Here is a 14,798-nt window from a genome sequence, read left to right on the forward strand (position 1 = left end):
ATAAACAATTTTATATAAAAATAATAGGATAAATATGATATGTTAAAAATTAGTCAGGTACGTCGTGCATTAATTAGTGTTTCTGACAAATTAGGCATTGTTGAATTTGCTAGTGAACTTTCTAAGAGAAATTTTGAGATAATTTCTACTGGTGGTACTGCTAATTTACTTGCTGACGCTGGGTTATCAGCAATAAAAGTATCTGATTATACTTGCTTTCCGGAAATTCTGAAAGGTCGTGTTAAGACATTACATCCTAAAATACATGGCGGTATTTTGGGATGTCGTGGAGAAGATGACACTATAATGTCAAAATATTCAATAGAGTTTATTGATATAGTTGTAGTTAATCTTTACCCTTTTGCTAAAACTATAGCTAATAAGGATTGTTTACTAGATGATGCAATTGAAAATATAGATATTGGTGGACCAGCTATGATACGTGCTGCAGCGAAGAATTATACAAATGTAGCAATTGTAGTATATCATACTGACTATAATAATATTATTAAAGAGATGGATCTGAATAAAAATTCATTAACACAAAAGACAAGATTTGCATTGGCTATTAAGGCATTTAAGTATACTGCAAAATACGATAATTTAATTAGCAGTTATTTATTTAGCAAGTCGTACCTTCATGATCAAGATCATAAGGTAGAAGATATTTTTCTTCCCAAAAAACTTGAAATTAATTTCATAAAAAGACAAGATCTAAGGTATGGTGAAAATAATCATCAACAAGCTGCTTTTTATATAGAAGAAAACAGTAAACAAAATTTACTTGATATATCAAATCAAGTACAAGGAAAATTACTTTCTTATAATAACATACTAGATGTTGATACAGCTATAAACTGTATTAATCAATTTGATGAACCGGCGTGTGTAATTGTAAAACATGGTAATCCATGTGGTGTTTCTCTATGTAAGAATACCCTTGATGCTTATATAAAAGCTTATAATAGTGATCCGGTTTCAGCATTTGGAGGTGTTATTGCTCTTAATCGTGATTTAAATTCCGAAACCGCAAGATATATTATATCTCATCAATTCATTGAAGTTATTGTAATACCATCTGCTAGTGATTCTGTTTTAAATATTCTTCATAAAAAACCTAATATACGTGTTTTAATAGTGAGTGATGAATATAAGCAATTGAAATGTATTTATAAATTAGACTTTAAAACAGTAATTGGTGGTTTATTAGTACAAGAAAAGGATATGAGTGTAATAAAATTACAACAGTGTCACGTTGTCAGCCAACGTAAACCAACTCAACAAGAACTTGACGATGCTATCTTTTGCTGGAAAATAACGAAATTTGTAAAATCTAATGCTATTGTATATGCTCGCAAAAAAACTACCATTGGAATAGGTGCTGGTCAAATGAGTAGAATATTTTCGGCAAAAATAGCTGCTTTAAAAGCTGCTGATGCAGGTCTAGTAGTTGAAGGTGCTGTGATGGCTTCAGATGCTTTTTTTCCTTTTAGAGATAGTGTAGATGCTGCTGCTGCTCTAGGTATAACTTGTATAGTGCAACCAGGTGGTTCTATTCGCGATAATCAGGTTATTGATGCTGCTAATGAACATAAAATTAGCATGATATTTACAAAGATGAGACATTTCCGCCATTAAATTACGTTTGATAAAAATCATAGCCAAGAAGCAAACAGCTCCCTGGCTGGCATAAGGGGAAATTAATTAACAGCTTCTTTTAAAGATTTACCAGATATAAATGCTGGAACATTTACTGCTGCAATTTTAATAATTTGACCATTTTGCGGATTACGTCCATTACGCTCATTACGATGATTAATTTTAAAAGTACCAAAACCAATCAATTGTACTGTCTCACCTGCTTTTAAAGATGCTGTAATAGCTGATAAAGTCGATTCTAGAGCGGCTTTAGCTTTAATTTTTGATAAACCAGATTTTTCTGCAATAACATTGATTAGTTGAGTTTTATTCATAATAATTACCTTTAAATATTAATTTAATTAACTACAAGATACTTTTGATAAAAATTAAATTGGACCTTTACATATTTTTAAAAATGTAAGTTGCATTTTGCATGATACGAAATTGATTGTTTATGGACAGATTCAATCAACACACCAACATTTTCTGGAGCAATATCTTGATAAATACCGTCACCTAAATTAAATATGTGGCCACTTCCTTGACCATAATCACATAAAATATTATTTACTTCTTGTTTAATGCGATCAGGACTTCCATAAAGGATAGATGGGTCCATATTTCCTTGCAATGCAACTTTACTTCCGACACGCTTACGTGCCTCTCCTAGATTAGTAGTATAATCTAATCCTAACGCATCACAGCCAGTATCTACCATTTTCTCTAACCAACGGCCGCCGCCTTTAGTAAACAAAGTAATTGGAATACGATAACCATTAATTTTACGTAACAGACCATCTAGAATCTGATTCAGATAAAATAATGAAAATATCGGATAATCAGAATCACTTAGGATTCCTCCTAACGTATCAAATATTATTACTGCATTTACTCCAGCATAAATTTGGGCATTTAAATAAAGTATAATAGCCTGTGTAAGCTTATGTAGCATTTTATGTAAAGTTTGTGGAACAGTGTATATCATTTTTTTTATTTTAGTAAATACCCTACTACTTCTTCCTTCTACCATATAAGTAGCTAATGTCCATGGACTACCAGAAAAACCAATCAACGGTACTTCACCGGCTAATGCCCTATTAGTGGTACGTACAGTGTTTATTACATAACCAATATCTTCTTCAGGATCAGGAATTATCAAGTTGTCTACATCTGCTTGACAAGTAATTGGATAGTTAAAGTAGGGACCAGAGTTATCTTGATAAGATAGTCCTAATCCCATTGCATCTGGAATAGTTAAAATATCACTAAATATAATAGCTGCATCTAAAGGATAGCGTCGAAGTGGTTGAAGTGATACTTCACTTGCTAAATCTGAATTTTTATAAAGTGACATAAAACCACCAGCTTTTTTTCTTATATTTTTATATTCAGGTAAATAACGTCCAGCTTGTCTCATTATCCATACAGGAGTAACATCTACTGGTAGACGCAATAGAGCATGTAAATAACGACAATTTTTTAATTGATACATTATGTTAACTTGTATAGACAAATATCCAATAAATATTGGAATGTATATTAATAACGGTATATTATATTTATATATAATTATTTAATATTTTTATCATCAACATTAGCATTTAATAATGCTGTTAAATTAGCTGAAGCTTCATTTGCAGTTATCGACCCTGACCCTGTAGTTATTAACCTAGACCTAGATAATGCTTTTTTACGTTTACGCATTATACGGGATTGATGATAAGAATAACCAGTACCCGCAGGAATTAAACGACCTACAATAACGTTTTCTTTCAGACCACGTAACTCATCGTATTTTCCTGCAACTGAGGCTTCTGTTAATACACGTGTGGTTTCTTGAAAAGAAGCTGCAGAAATAAACGATTCGGTAGCCAAAGATGCTTTAGTAATCCCGAGTAAATCTCTTCTGTAAGTAGCTCCAACCTTACCATTAGCTTTTAGTTTACTATTAGATATTTTGATACGAGAGTATTCTACTTGTTCTCCTTCCAGAAAGTTTGAATCGCCTGGTGTTAAAATAGTAGCTTTACGTAACATTTGGCGAATAATAATTTCAATGTGTTTATCATTAATTTTTACACCCTGTAAACGATAGACACCTTGTACTTCATTAACTATATAATGTGTTACCTCCTGAATACCACGTAAACGCAAAATATCATGTGGTGATTCAGGTCCATCCGATATAACATCACCTTTTTCAACATATTCACCTTCAAAAATATTCAACTGCCTGCATTTAGGAATCATGTCTTCATACGGATTATTAGCATCATTAATAGGGGTAATCAGCAAACGCCGTTTTCCTTTAGTTTCTTTACCAAAAGCAACAATACCACTCATCTCTGCTAGAATAGCAGCTTCTTTTGGACACCTAGCTTCGAATAAATCAGCTACTCGTGGTAAACCTCCTGTAATATCTTTGGTACCCCCAGATTCCTGGGGAACACGTGCTAATATGTCACCTGAATTAATGTTAACTCCATCTTCTAATTGAAGAATAGCACCTCCAGGTAAAAAATATTGAGCTGGTATCTCAGTGCCAGGAACTAATACATCATGACCATACATATCAACTATTTTTAATGTAGGACGTAAATCTTTGCCTATTGTCGTACGTTCTGAACTATCTAGAACTATTATAGAAGAAATACCGGTTAACTCATCTGTTTGACGTGTAATTGTTTGTCCCTCAACCATATCTACAAAACGAATACAACCTTTTACTTCAGTTATTATAGGTATAGTATGGGGATCCCAATGTGCTACTACTTCTCCAGCATTTACTTGTTCATTGTCACTTTTAGCTAGAATAGCCCCATAAGGAACTTTATGGTTTTCTTGTATACGACCAAAATTATCAATTATTTTCAATTCTACATTGCGAGAAATAATTATTTTTTTATTAGCATAATTTACTACTAATTTAGCATTCTCTAATTTGATTTTACCGGGATTTTTGATCTGAATACTCGATTCAGTTGCCATACGCGATGCTGCTCCACCTATATGAAACGTCCGCATAGTTAATTGCGTTCCGGGTTCACCAATAGATTGTGCCGCTATTACTCCAATCGCTTCACCTTTATTGATAAGGTGACCCCGAGCTAAATCTCTTCCATAGCATCGAGCACAAACACCGAAGTTTGTTTCACATGTTACTACCGAACGTACTTTTAATGTATCAACAGAATGTTCTTCTAAAATAGAACACAAAGATTCATCTAAAAGAGTATTTTGAGGTATTAAAACTTCATTAGTACCTGGTTTTAATATATCTTGAGCTGTAACTCTACCTAATACACGTTCACATAATGGTTCTTTGATATCCCCCCCTTCCATGACAGAAGTCATCAAAAGACCTTCTTTGGTATTACAATCGTATTCAATTACCACTAAATCTTGAGCTACATCAACTAAACGACGGGTTAAATAGCCAGAATTTGCTGTTTTTAATGCAGTATCAGCTAGACCTTTACGTGCTCCATGAGTGGAAATAAAATATTGAAGTACATTTAGACCTTCACGAAAATTTGCCGTTATAGGGGTTTCAATAATTGAACCGTCTGGTTTTGCCATAAGACCACGCATACCAGCTAATTGACGAATTTGAGCGGCTGAACCCCGTGCACCCGAATCCGCCATCATAAAAATACTGTTAAATGATATTTGTTGCTCTTGATTGCCTTCCCGATTAATAACCGTATCAAGAGAAAGATTTTCCATCATAGCTTTGGCAATTCTTTCATTGGCTGCGGCCCATATATCAATAACTTTGTTGTAACGTTCTCCAGCAGTAACTAAACCTGACTGAAACTGTTCCTGAATATATGAAACCTCTGATTCAGCTTCGGAAATAATATCGTATTTTTTCGGGGGAATCACCATATCATCAATACCAACTGAGGCACCTGAACGTGCTGCATAAGCAAATCCAGTATACATAATTTTGTCAGCAAAAATAACAGTGGATCTCAAGCCTAAGAGTCTATAGCATCTATTCAGCATGGTAGAAATAGATCTTTTCCCTATAACATTATTAACTATTGAATAAGGTAAACCTTTAGGTACTATTGTCCATAAGATGGCACGACCAATTGTAGTATCAATTATACTAGTCTTTTGAGTAAATTCTTCTTCGTTAATTTTAGTATACTCGGTAATACGAACTTTAATGCGAGCATGTAAGGCAGCTAAACCAGAATGATATAAATTTTCTGCTTCTTTTGCATCTTTTAATATCATGCCTTCTCCTTGTGCATTAATCTTATCTCTGGTCATGTAATAAAGACCGAGCACAACATCTTGAGAAGGAACAATTATGGGTTCGCCATTTGCAGGAGAGAGGATATTATTAGTAGACATCATTAACGCACGTGCTTCTAATTGTGCTTCTAATGTTAATGGTATATGAACCGCCATTTGATCACCATCAAAATCTGCATTATAGGCTGCACATACTAATGGATGTAACTGAATTGCCTTTCCTTCAATTAAAATCGGTTCAAATGCTTGAATACCTAAACGATGTAAAGTTGGGGCACGATTTAATAAAATAGGGTGTTCACGAATTACTTCATCAAGTATATCCCATACTATTGATTCTTCATCTTCTACCAGTTTTTTAGCTGCTTTAATTGTAGTAGCTAAACCCTGTAATTCAAGCTTACCATAAATAAAAGGTTTAAATAATTCTATAGCCATTTTTTTAGGTAGTCCACATTGGTGTAAACGTAAGTATGGACCTACAGTAATGACAGAGCGACCTGAATAATCAACTCGCTTACCTAATAGATTTTGACGGAATCTTCCTTGTTTACCCTTTATCATATCTGCTAGTGATTTTAACGGACGTTTATTTGATCCTGTAACGGCACGACCACGACGCCCATTATCTAACAGTGCATCAACTGCTTCTTGAAGCATACGTTTTTCGTTACGTATAATAATATCAGGAGCAGATAAATCTAATAATCTTTTTAAACGATTATTACGATTAATTACTCGACGGTAAAGATCATTTAGATCAGAAGTAGCAAATCGACCACCTTCTAGTGGCACCAGAGGACGCAAATCTGGTGGGAGTACCGGAAGAACATTTAAGATCATCCATTCTGGTTTATTACCAGAATGAACAAAAGATTCTACTAATTTGATGCGCTTACTAATTTTTTTACGTTTAGTTTCAGAATTAGTGTCATTTAAATCTTCATGTAATTGAGAAAATTCCTTAGATAAATCCATACTTTTTAGTAAATCTTGAATCGCTTCAGCTCCCATTTTGGCCTCAAATTCATCACCAAATTCTTCTAAAGAATCTAAATACTGATCTTCAGTTAAAATTTGGCATCTTTCCAGATTAGTCATACCTGCTTCAATAACCACATAACACTCAAAATACAATATGCGCTCTATATCTCTTAACGGTATATCTAATAATAAACTTATACGAGAAGGTAATGATTTTAGAAACCAAATATGTGCAATTGGTGAGGCTAATTCAATATGTCCCATACGTTCACGACGTACTTTAGTTTGAGTGACTTCGACACCACATTTTTCACAAATCACTCCACGGTGTTTTAAACGCTTATATTTACCACATAAACATTCATAATCTTTTACCGGACCAAAAATACGTGAACAAAACAAACCATCACGTTCAGGTTTAAAAGTACGGTAGTTAATCGTTTCTGGTTTTTTTACTTCTCCAAAAGACCAAGAACGAATAATTTCTGGTGAAGCTAAAGATATTTTAATATTATCAAATTCTTGTATTTTGTTGTTTTTTTTAAAAAAATCAAGTATATCATTCACAGATGAGCTCCCATCGGAGTTAGTATTCCCAAACTATTGCTTTTAACATACATAAGCGACTTGCACCGAAAATATGCCAGTATTCAGGATATAAGTACTCTTATTAAGTAACAAGATTTTCTTGCTCTTCTAGTTCTATATTGATACCTAATGATCTTATTTCTTTCAATAATACATTGAATGATTCAGGCATTCCAGGGTCCATCCGATGATTCCCATCAACAATATTCTTATACATTGTAGTCCGTCCATTTACATCATCAGATTTCACAGTCAGCATTTCTTGTAAAGTGTAAGATGCACCATAAGCTTCTAGTGCCCATACTTCCATCTCTCCAAAACGCTGTCCTCCAAATTGAGCTTTACCACCTAATGGTTGCTGGGTAACAAGACTATAAGATCCTGTAGAACGGGCATGCATTTTATCATCTACTAAATGATTGAGTTTTAACATATACATATAACCAACAGTAACAGGTCGTTCAAATTGTTCACCAGTTTGCCCATCAAAAAGTTTTATTTGACCAGACTGAGGCAAATCACCTAATTCAAGCAAATTTTTAATTTCTTCTTCTTCTGCACCATCAAATACAGGTGTAGCAATTGGCATTCCTGCTTTTAAATTTTTTGCCAAACGTAATATTTCATTATCAGAAAAATTACTTAAATCTACTTTTTGTTGGATATTATTACCGATATTGTAAGCCTTCTGCATGAATTCTCGTAATTTAGAAACTTTTTCTTGTTTTTTTAACATCTCATTAATTTTGTTACCAATGCCCTTGGCTGCCATTCCTAAATGAGTTTCTAATATTTGACCTATGTTCATGCGCGATGGAACACCTAAAGGATTTAACACAATATCTACAGGTACGCCATGCTCATCATAAGGCATATCTTCAATAGGATTTATCTTAGATATCACTCCTTTATTTCCGTGACGTCCAGCCATTTTATCACCAGTTTGTATCTGCCTTTTAACGGCTAAATAAACCTTAACAACTTTCATTACTCCAGGAGCTAACTCATCACCTTGAGTTATTTTATATTGTTTAGTATTAGTCTTAGTCTTTTTATCAAATTCATTTTTTAATAACTTATATTGTGTAACTAATTGTGATAATTCATTTTGCTTATCTTTATCCGTTAATTTGAATTTCATCAACTTTTCCGGCGATAAACTTTCTATTTTATTAATTTCTATTTTATTAACAATTAGAATATCTTTAATACGACGAAGTAACCCAGCCTCCATAATGTTAAATTCTTCAAATAAATCTTTGTTTGGTTTAACTTGCATGGTTCCCATTGCAAGTCCACGTTGATCTTTTTCTATACCATCTCTCGTAAACATTTGAACATCAATAACAGTTCCAGATAATCCATTTGGTACTCGAAGAGATGAATCTTTTACATCTGAAGCTTTTTCACCGAAAATGGCTCTTAAAAGTTTCTCCTCGGGTGTTAGTTGAGTTTCACCTTTTGGAGTTACTTTACCGACTAATATATCTCCCTCAGTAACTTCCGCTCCGATATACACAATGCCAGATTCATCTAATTTCGCAAGAGCTGCTTCTCCTATATTAGGAATGTCAGCAGTAATTTCTTCTGCTCCTAATTTAGTATCCCTAGACAAGCAAGACAATTCTTGGATATGAATAGTAGTAAACCTATCTTCTTGTACTACTCTTTCAGAAATTAAGATAGAATCTTCAAAATTGTAACCATTCCAAGGCATAAAAGCAACTCGCATATTTTGTCCTAAGGCTAATTCACCAAGATCAGTAGAGGATCCATCTGCTAAAACATCACCTCTCTCAATGATTTCTCCTAAACGAACACAGGGCATTTGATTAATACAAGTATTTTGATTCGAACGAATATATTTAGTTAAATTATAAATATCAATACCTGCTTCTCCTAAAAATCGTTCCTTTTCATTTGCTTTAACAACAATACGTGCTGCATCGACATACTCAACTAAACCACTACGTTTTGCAATCACAGTTACTCCAGAATCAATTGCTACAACCCTTTCCATACCGGTTCCTACTAATGGCTTATCAGCACGTAAAGTTGGTATGGCTTGACGTTGCATATTTGCGCCCATTAGGGCACGATTAGCATCATCATGTTCTAAAAAAGGAATTAAAGAAGCACCTACAGAAACTATTTGCTGAGTAGATACATCCATGTAATGAATTTGTTCAGGAGGAAATAAACTAGATTCACCTTTATTTCTACAAGTTATTAAATCATCTAGAAAATGTCCGTTATCGTCTACTTGGGCATTAGCTTGAGCTATAACGTAATTACTCTCTTCAATAGCAGAAAGATAATGAATGTCTTCAGCAGAAACGACACCATTAACAACCAGACGATAAGGAGTTTCTAAAAATCCATACTCATTAGTACGCGCATACACAGATAAAGAATTTATTAAACCAATATTAGGACCTTCTGGTGTTTCAATAGGACACACTCTTCCATAATGAGTCGGATGAACATCTCTTACTTCAAATCCAGCTCTTTCTCGAGTTAATCCACCAGGTCCTAAAGCAGAAATACGACGTTTATGTGTAATTTCAGAGAGAGGATTATTTTGATCCATAAATTGTGAAAGTGGACTAGAACTAAAAAATTCTTTTATTGCGGCTGAAATAGGTTTAGCATTAATCATATCTTGAGGCATAATGTTATCTAATTCACCCAATGATAAACGTTCTTTTACCGCACGCTCCACACGAATCAAACCAAGTCGTAATTGATTTTCAGTCATTTCCCCAACAGAACGTATACGACGGTTACCCAGATGGTCAATATCGTCAATTTCTGCTTTACCATTCCGGATATCAATAAGTTTTTTCATTACACTTATAATATCATTTTTGCTTAAGGTGGAAGGACCATCCACTTCATCACGAAGTAGTGATTTATTTAATTTCATACGACCAACTACTGAAAGATCATATCTTTCTTCTAAGGAAAAGATATTTTCGAATAGCTGTTCAGCTGCTTCACGAGTAGGTGGTTCTCCAGGACGCATTATGCGATAAATTTCTACTATAGCACTCAATCTATCATGACTTGGATCAATACTTAAGGTTTCTGAAATATAAGGACCATTATCAAGATCGTTAGTAAATATGGTTTCAATAGTATTGAATCCATATCTTTTTAGATTATCTAATATCTCTGATGATAATGGCATGTTAGCTGCTACTAGACATTCACCATTCGCTATGTAGTCTTTAGCTACCACTTTACCTAACAAATATTCATTTGGTACTTCAATATATTGGATATTATTTTGTTCTAATTGACGTATATGTCTACTGGTTATACGTTGGCCTTGTGATATATATGTAGTACCATTATATTCAATATCAAAAGAAGCCGTTTCTCCTCTTAGACGTTCAGGTATGAGCTCCATTTTGAATTTATTTTCATATCTCTTAAAACAGACTTTTTCAAAAAAAATATTTAAAATTTGCTTTACAGAATAATTTAATGCTCTGAGAAGAATAGTAGCTGGTAGCTTGCGACGACGATCTATACGAACAAAAAGATGATCTTTAGAATCAAATTCAAAATCAAGCCATGAACCTCTATAAGGAATTATACGTGCATGGTAAAGTACTTTGCCTGAAGCATGAGTTTTTCCTTTATCACTATCAAAAAATACACCAGGACTACGATGTAACTGAGACACTATAACACGTTCAATACCATTAATGATAAAAGTGCCGTGTTCTGTCATAAGAGGTATTTCACCCATATATACTTCTTGTTCTTTAATATGTTTTACAGTAATTTCTAATGCATCTGGATCGTAAATTACCAAACGCAATTTCACACGAAGGGGAACAGAATAGGTTATTCCTCGCATATGGCATTCTTGTACATCAAATAAGGCTTCACCCAAGCGATAACTTACATATTGTAGTTCAGCGTTATCGTTGTAACTTTTTATAGGAAATATGGACCGCAAAGCAGCTTCCAAACCATATTGACCTTTTGGATCGTGTTCAATAAATTTTTGAAATGAATCAAGTGGTACAGAAAGTAGATAAGGTACATCTAATACCTTCGGACGCTTACCAAAAGATTTACGGATACGTTGTTTTTCGGTATAGGAGTAAACCATAGGGTTCCTCAGCTGGCTGACAAGTAGATCTATTTTTAATTTTTCTTAAAAATAATGCTTAATTATATAAATTTTCTCTAAAAAATTATTTAATACTTACTCATTAAGTAATTAAATACTAACAATTTAATTACCCTTTTATAAAATATATGCAAATAAAAACATCGTAAATAATAAATTTCATATTATCTTATCTTACATAAGTAGACCGATGGATATTTCACCCACCAGCCCACAATTATTTATGAACAGCAAAATAAATTTTATTTAACTTCTACCTCCGCGCCAGTATCTTTTATAGTTGCTTCTAAAGCTGAGGCATCTGTTTTACTAATGCCTTCTTTAATGACAACTGGAGCAGATTCAACTAGATCTTTAGCTTCTTTTAGTCCTAATCCAATTGCACTACGTACAGCTTTAATTACAGCTACTTTGTTCGGACCAATGGACTTGAGTATAACATCAAATTCTGTTTTTTCTTCAACAACTTCAGCATCTGGAGCACTAGCTACAGCAACAGCAGCAGAAACGCCAAATTTTTCTTCCATAGCCGAAATTAATTCTGCTACTTGCATAACGGACATATTAGCAATAGCTTCTAAAATATTGTCTTTAGTGATAGACATGAAATTATCCCTAAGAATCAAAAAAAATACATGATAAAACTATAATATCAAGTTGATACCATTGCTTTTGCATCACGAATAGCACTTAAAGTACGGACCATTCTGCCTGCGATGGCCTCTTTCAGAGTCGCAATTAAACGTGCTAGAGCTTCTTTATAAGTCGGTAAATTTGCTAAAAAATCAATTTGTGTAGCTGAGATTAAGTTACCTTCAAACGCTGCTGCCTTAATTTTTAAATTTGGATTTTTTTGAGAAAATTCTTTAAAAAGACGAGCAGCAGCCCCTGGATGTTCCATAGAGCATGCAATTAAACTTGGTCCAATAAATATATCTTTTAAGCATTCAAATTGAGAACCCATAATAGCTTGACGTAATAATGTATTACGTACTACTTTCATGTAAACACCTACATTCCGGGCTAATTGACGTAGTTCAGTCATCTTATCTGAAGTAACACCTTTGCTATCTATAATAACAGCAGATAGTGCTGTTTTAACTACTTCGCTAACTTCAGCAACAATAGATTGTTTCTCTTTAAGATTTAATACCATTAGCTTTTGCTCCTGGAATCTTATTACTTATTAGAATATGTATCTCCAAAATTAAATTTTATTTGCCAACTAATTTTTAAAATTACTTTTGAATAAGTAAAAAGCTTGCTCAAAATATTAATTTATATTATTACTTTATCTGAATATAAAAATTTTGAATATTTTGTTTTTTTTATATGCGTAGTAGCACATTTCACTTGTGCACTTATTTGTTAAGCTATACAAATAGCTATAGTTTAAATATAATATTTACTATTTTCAAGAATATTTAATTTGATAATACATTTAAGCTAGTTCTATCAATGTTAATAGCAGGACCCATAGTAGTTGACAGACTAACTTTTTTAAAGTATATCCCTTTTGTGTGCACAGGTTTTACTGTTTGTAAATTTTTTAATAAGGCATCTAAATTTTCTATTAATTGTATAACTTCAAAATTTACTTTACCAATACTTGTATGAATTATTCCATTTTTATCATTACGATAACGCACTTGACCTGATTTTGCCTTTCTAACTGCTTCAGCAATATTAGATGTTATAGTACCCATTTTAGGATTTGGCATTAATCCCCGGGGTCCTAAAATTTGACCAATTTGGCTTACAATGGTCATAGCATCTGGAGCAGCAATTGCAACATCAAAGTTTATTTCACCTTGCTTAATTTTTTCTACTAAATCATCCATCCCTACCAAATCAGCACCAGCATCTTCAGCTTCTCGGGCACTAATTCCCTGAGCGAACACTGCTATACGTGTTAATTTTCCCGTACCATGGGGTAAAATAGTCGCTCCACGAATATTTTGATCAGATTTCTTAGGGTTAATACCAAGATTTACCGATACATCTATACTTTCTATAAAATTGGGACTTTTCAGTTCTTTTAATAGAATAATAGCTTCATTTACATCATATGCTTTAGTAACGTCAATTTTACTACGCATAGCACGCCTACGCTTACTTAATTTAGACATATTCAACCCTCTACCATTAAGCCTATAGAACGAGCTGTACCTTCTATCGATTTTATCATAGCTTCAATATTTGCACCTGTCATATCGGCTGATTTAGTTTGTGCAATTTCACGCAATTGAATACTAGTTATTGTACCAACTTTATCTTTGTTCGGCTGGCTAGATCCAGTATTAATACCGGCAGCTTTTTTCAATAAAACCGCTGCGGGGGGCGTCTTTGTCACAAATGTAAATGAGCGGTCAGAATACACAGTTATAATCACCGGAATAGGCAGGCCTTTTTCTAAAACAGCAGTTTGCGCATTAAATGCCTTGCAAAATTCCATAATATTAACGCCTTGTTGTCCTAAAGCTGGACCTACAGGTGGACTAGGGTTAGCCATTCCTGCTGCAACTTGCAGTTTGACACAAGCTTGTACTTTTTTAGCCATTCAATTTCCTTCTTCTAAGGCAAATATTTAAAATTAGATATTCATGAAAATAAATCATTAATTAAATTTTTCTACTTGAGAAAAATTTAATTCAAAAGGTGTGGTACGTCCAAAAATAGATACAGCAAGCTTTAAACGACTTTTTTCATAATCTACTTCTTCTACTACTCCATTAAAATCCGAAAAAGGGCCTTCTTTAACACGAACTACTTCTCCTGGTTCAAATATAGTTTTTGGCCTAGGTTTCTCAGCTATTTTTTGTAGACGAGTTAGAATCACATTTGCTTCTTTATCACTAAGAGGTAATGGTTTATCAGGACTACCCCCAATAAAACCTAGAACACGTGGTACATGACGAACTAAATGCCAACTATCCTCATTCATTATCATTTGTACCAAAACGTATCCTGGGAAAAACTTCCTTTCAGTTTTGCGACGGTGACCACTACGTATTTCAATAATTTCTTCGGTGGGGACTATAACTTCACCAAAAAACTGTTCCATCTTATGGAGTTTTATATGTTCCCGCAATGATTGAACTATGTGACCTTCAAATCCAGAAAATGCTTGTACAACATACCATCTTTTTTGAGAACTTGCCAACATTTTTAT

At 33.6% G+C, this 14,798-nt stretch carries 10 protein-coding genes; 1 reads left to right on the forward strand and 9 read right to left on the reverse strand.

The genetic code is table 11. The annotated features are described in order from the left end of the window. The first annotated feature begins 39 nt into the window (after positions 1-39). Entirely contained in the window at positions 40-1,638 is a 1,599-nt protein-coding gene (gene purH, locus ICMP_RS02565) for a bifunctional phosphoribosylaminoimidazolecarboxamide formyltransferase/IMP cyclohydrolase (RefSeq protein ID WP_041069660.1), read from the forward strand. A 62-nt stretch (positions 1,639-1,700) separates the two neighbouring features. Here purH and ICMP_RS02570 read toward each other — a convergent pair whose 3' ends face one another. The 9 genes from ICMP_RS02570 to nusG form a co-directional block, all read right to left on the reverse strand. After that, positions 1,701-1,973: an HU family DNA-binding protein gene (locus ICMP_RS02570; RefSeq protein ID WP_041069663.1), complete on the reverse strand. Its 273-nt coding sequence runs from the start codon at positions 1,971-1,973 to the stop codon at positions 1,701-1,703. A 77-nt stretch (positions 1,974-2,050) separates the two neighbouring features. Further along, complete coding sequence (hemE, locus tag ICMP_RS02575) at positions 2,051-3,133, reverse strand: uroporphyrinogen decarboxylase (protein WP_041069666.1); 1,083 nt, start codon at positions 3,131-3,133, stop codon at positions 2,051-2,053. A 77-nt stretch (positions 3,134-3,210) separates the two neighbouring features. Next, the gene (rpoC, locus tag ICMP_RS02580; RefSeq protein ID WP_041069669.1) at positions 3,211-7,458 is read right to left on the reverse strand and encodes a DNA-directed RNA polymerase subunit beta'; all 4,248 of its coding nucleotides are present in this window, start codon (positions 7,456-7,458) and stop codon (positions 3,211-3,213) included. Between the two features lie 103 nt (positions 7,459-7,561). After that, positions 7,562-11,605: a DNA-directed RNA polymerase subunit beta gene (rpoB, locus tag ICMP_RS02585; RefSeq protein WP_041069671.1), complete on the reverse strand. Its 4,044-nt coding sequence runs from the start codon at positions 11,603-11,605 to the stop codon at positions 7,562-7,564. A gap of 263 nt (positions 11,606-11,868) precedes the next feature. Then, positions 11,869-12,231 (reverse strand): 50S ribosomal protein L7/L12, encoded by a 363-nt coding sequence (gene rplL / locus ICMP_RS02590; protein WP_041069674.1) that lies wholly within the window; start codon positions 12,229-12,231, stop codon positions 11,869-11,871. 47 nt (positions 12,232-12,278) lie between these two features. Continuing rightward, positions 12,279-12,782 (reverse strand): 50S ribosomal protein L10, encoded by a 504-nt coding sequence (gene rplJ / locus ICMP_RS02595; protein WP_041069677.1) that lies wholly within the window; start codon positions 12,780-12,782, stop codon positions 12,279-12,281. 268 nt (positions 12,783-13,050) lie between these two features. Further along, the gene (gene rplA / locus ICMP_RS02600) at positions 13,051-13,755 is read right to left on the reverse strand and encodes a 50S ribosomal protein L1 (protein WP_041069681.1); all 705 of its coding nucleotides are present in this window, start codon (positions 13,753-13,755) and stop codon (positions 13,051-13,053) included. Positions 13,756-13,757: 2 nt separating this feature from the next. Then, a complete protein-coding gene (gene rplK, locus ICMP_RS02605) occupies positions 13,758-14,186 on the reverse strand; it encodes a 50S ribosomal protein L11 (protein WP_041069684.1) in 429 nt (142 codons plus the stop codon). A 57-nt stretch (positions 14,187-14,243) separates the two neighbouring features. Beyond that, positions 14,244-14,792, reverse strand: a complete 549-nt coding sequence (gene nusG, locus ICMP_RS02610) for a transcription termination/antitermination protein NusG (protein WP_041069687.1) — start codon at positions 14,790-14,792, stop codon at positions 14,244-14,246. Between the last annotated feature and the right edge of the window lie 6 nt (positions 14,793-14,798).

The organism is Candidatus Ishikawaella capsulata Mpkobe (assembly GCF_000828515.1).
Classification (GTDB): Bacteria; Pseudomonadota; Gammaproteobacteria; order Enterobacterales; family Enterobacteriaceae; genus Ishikawella; species Ishikawella capsulata.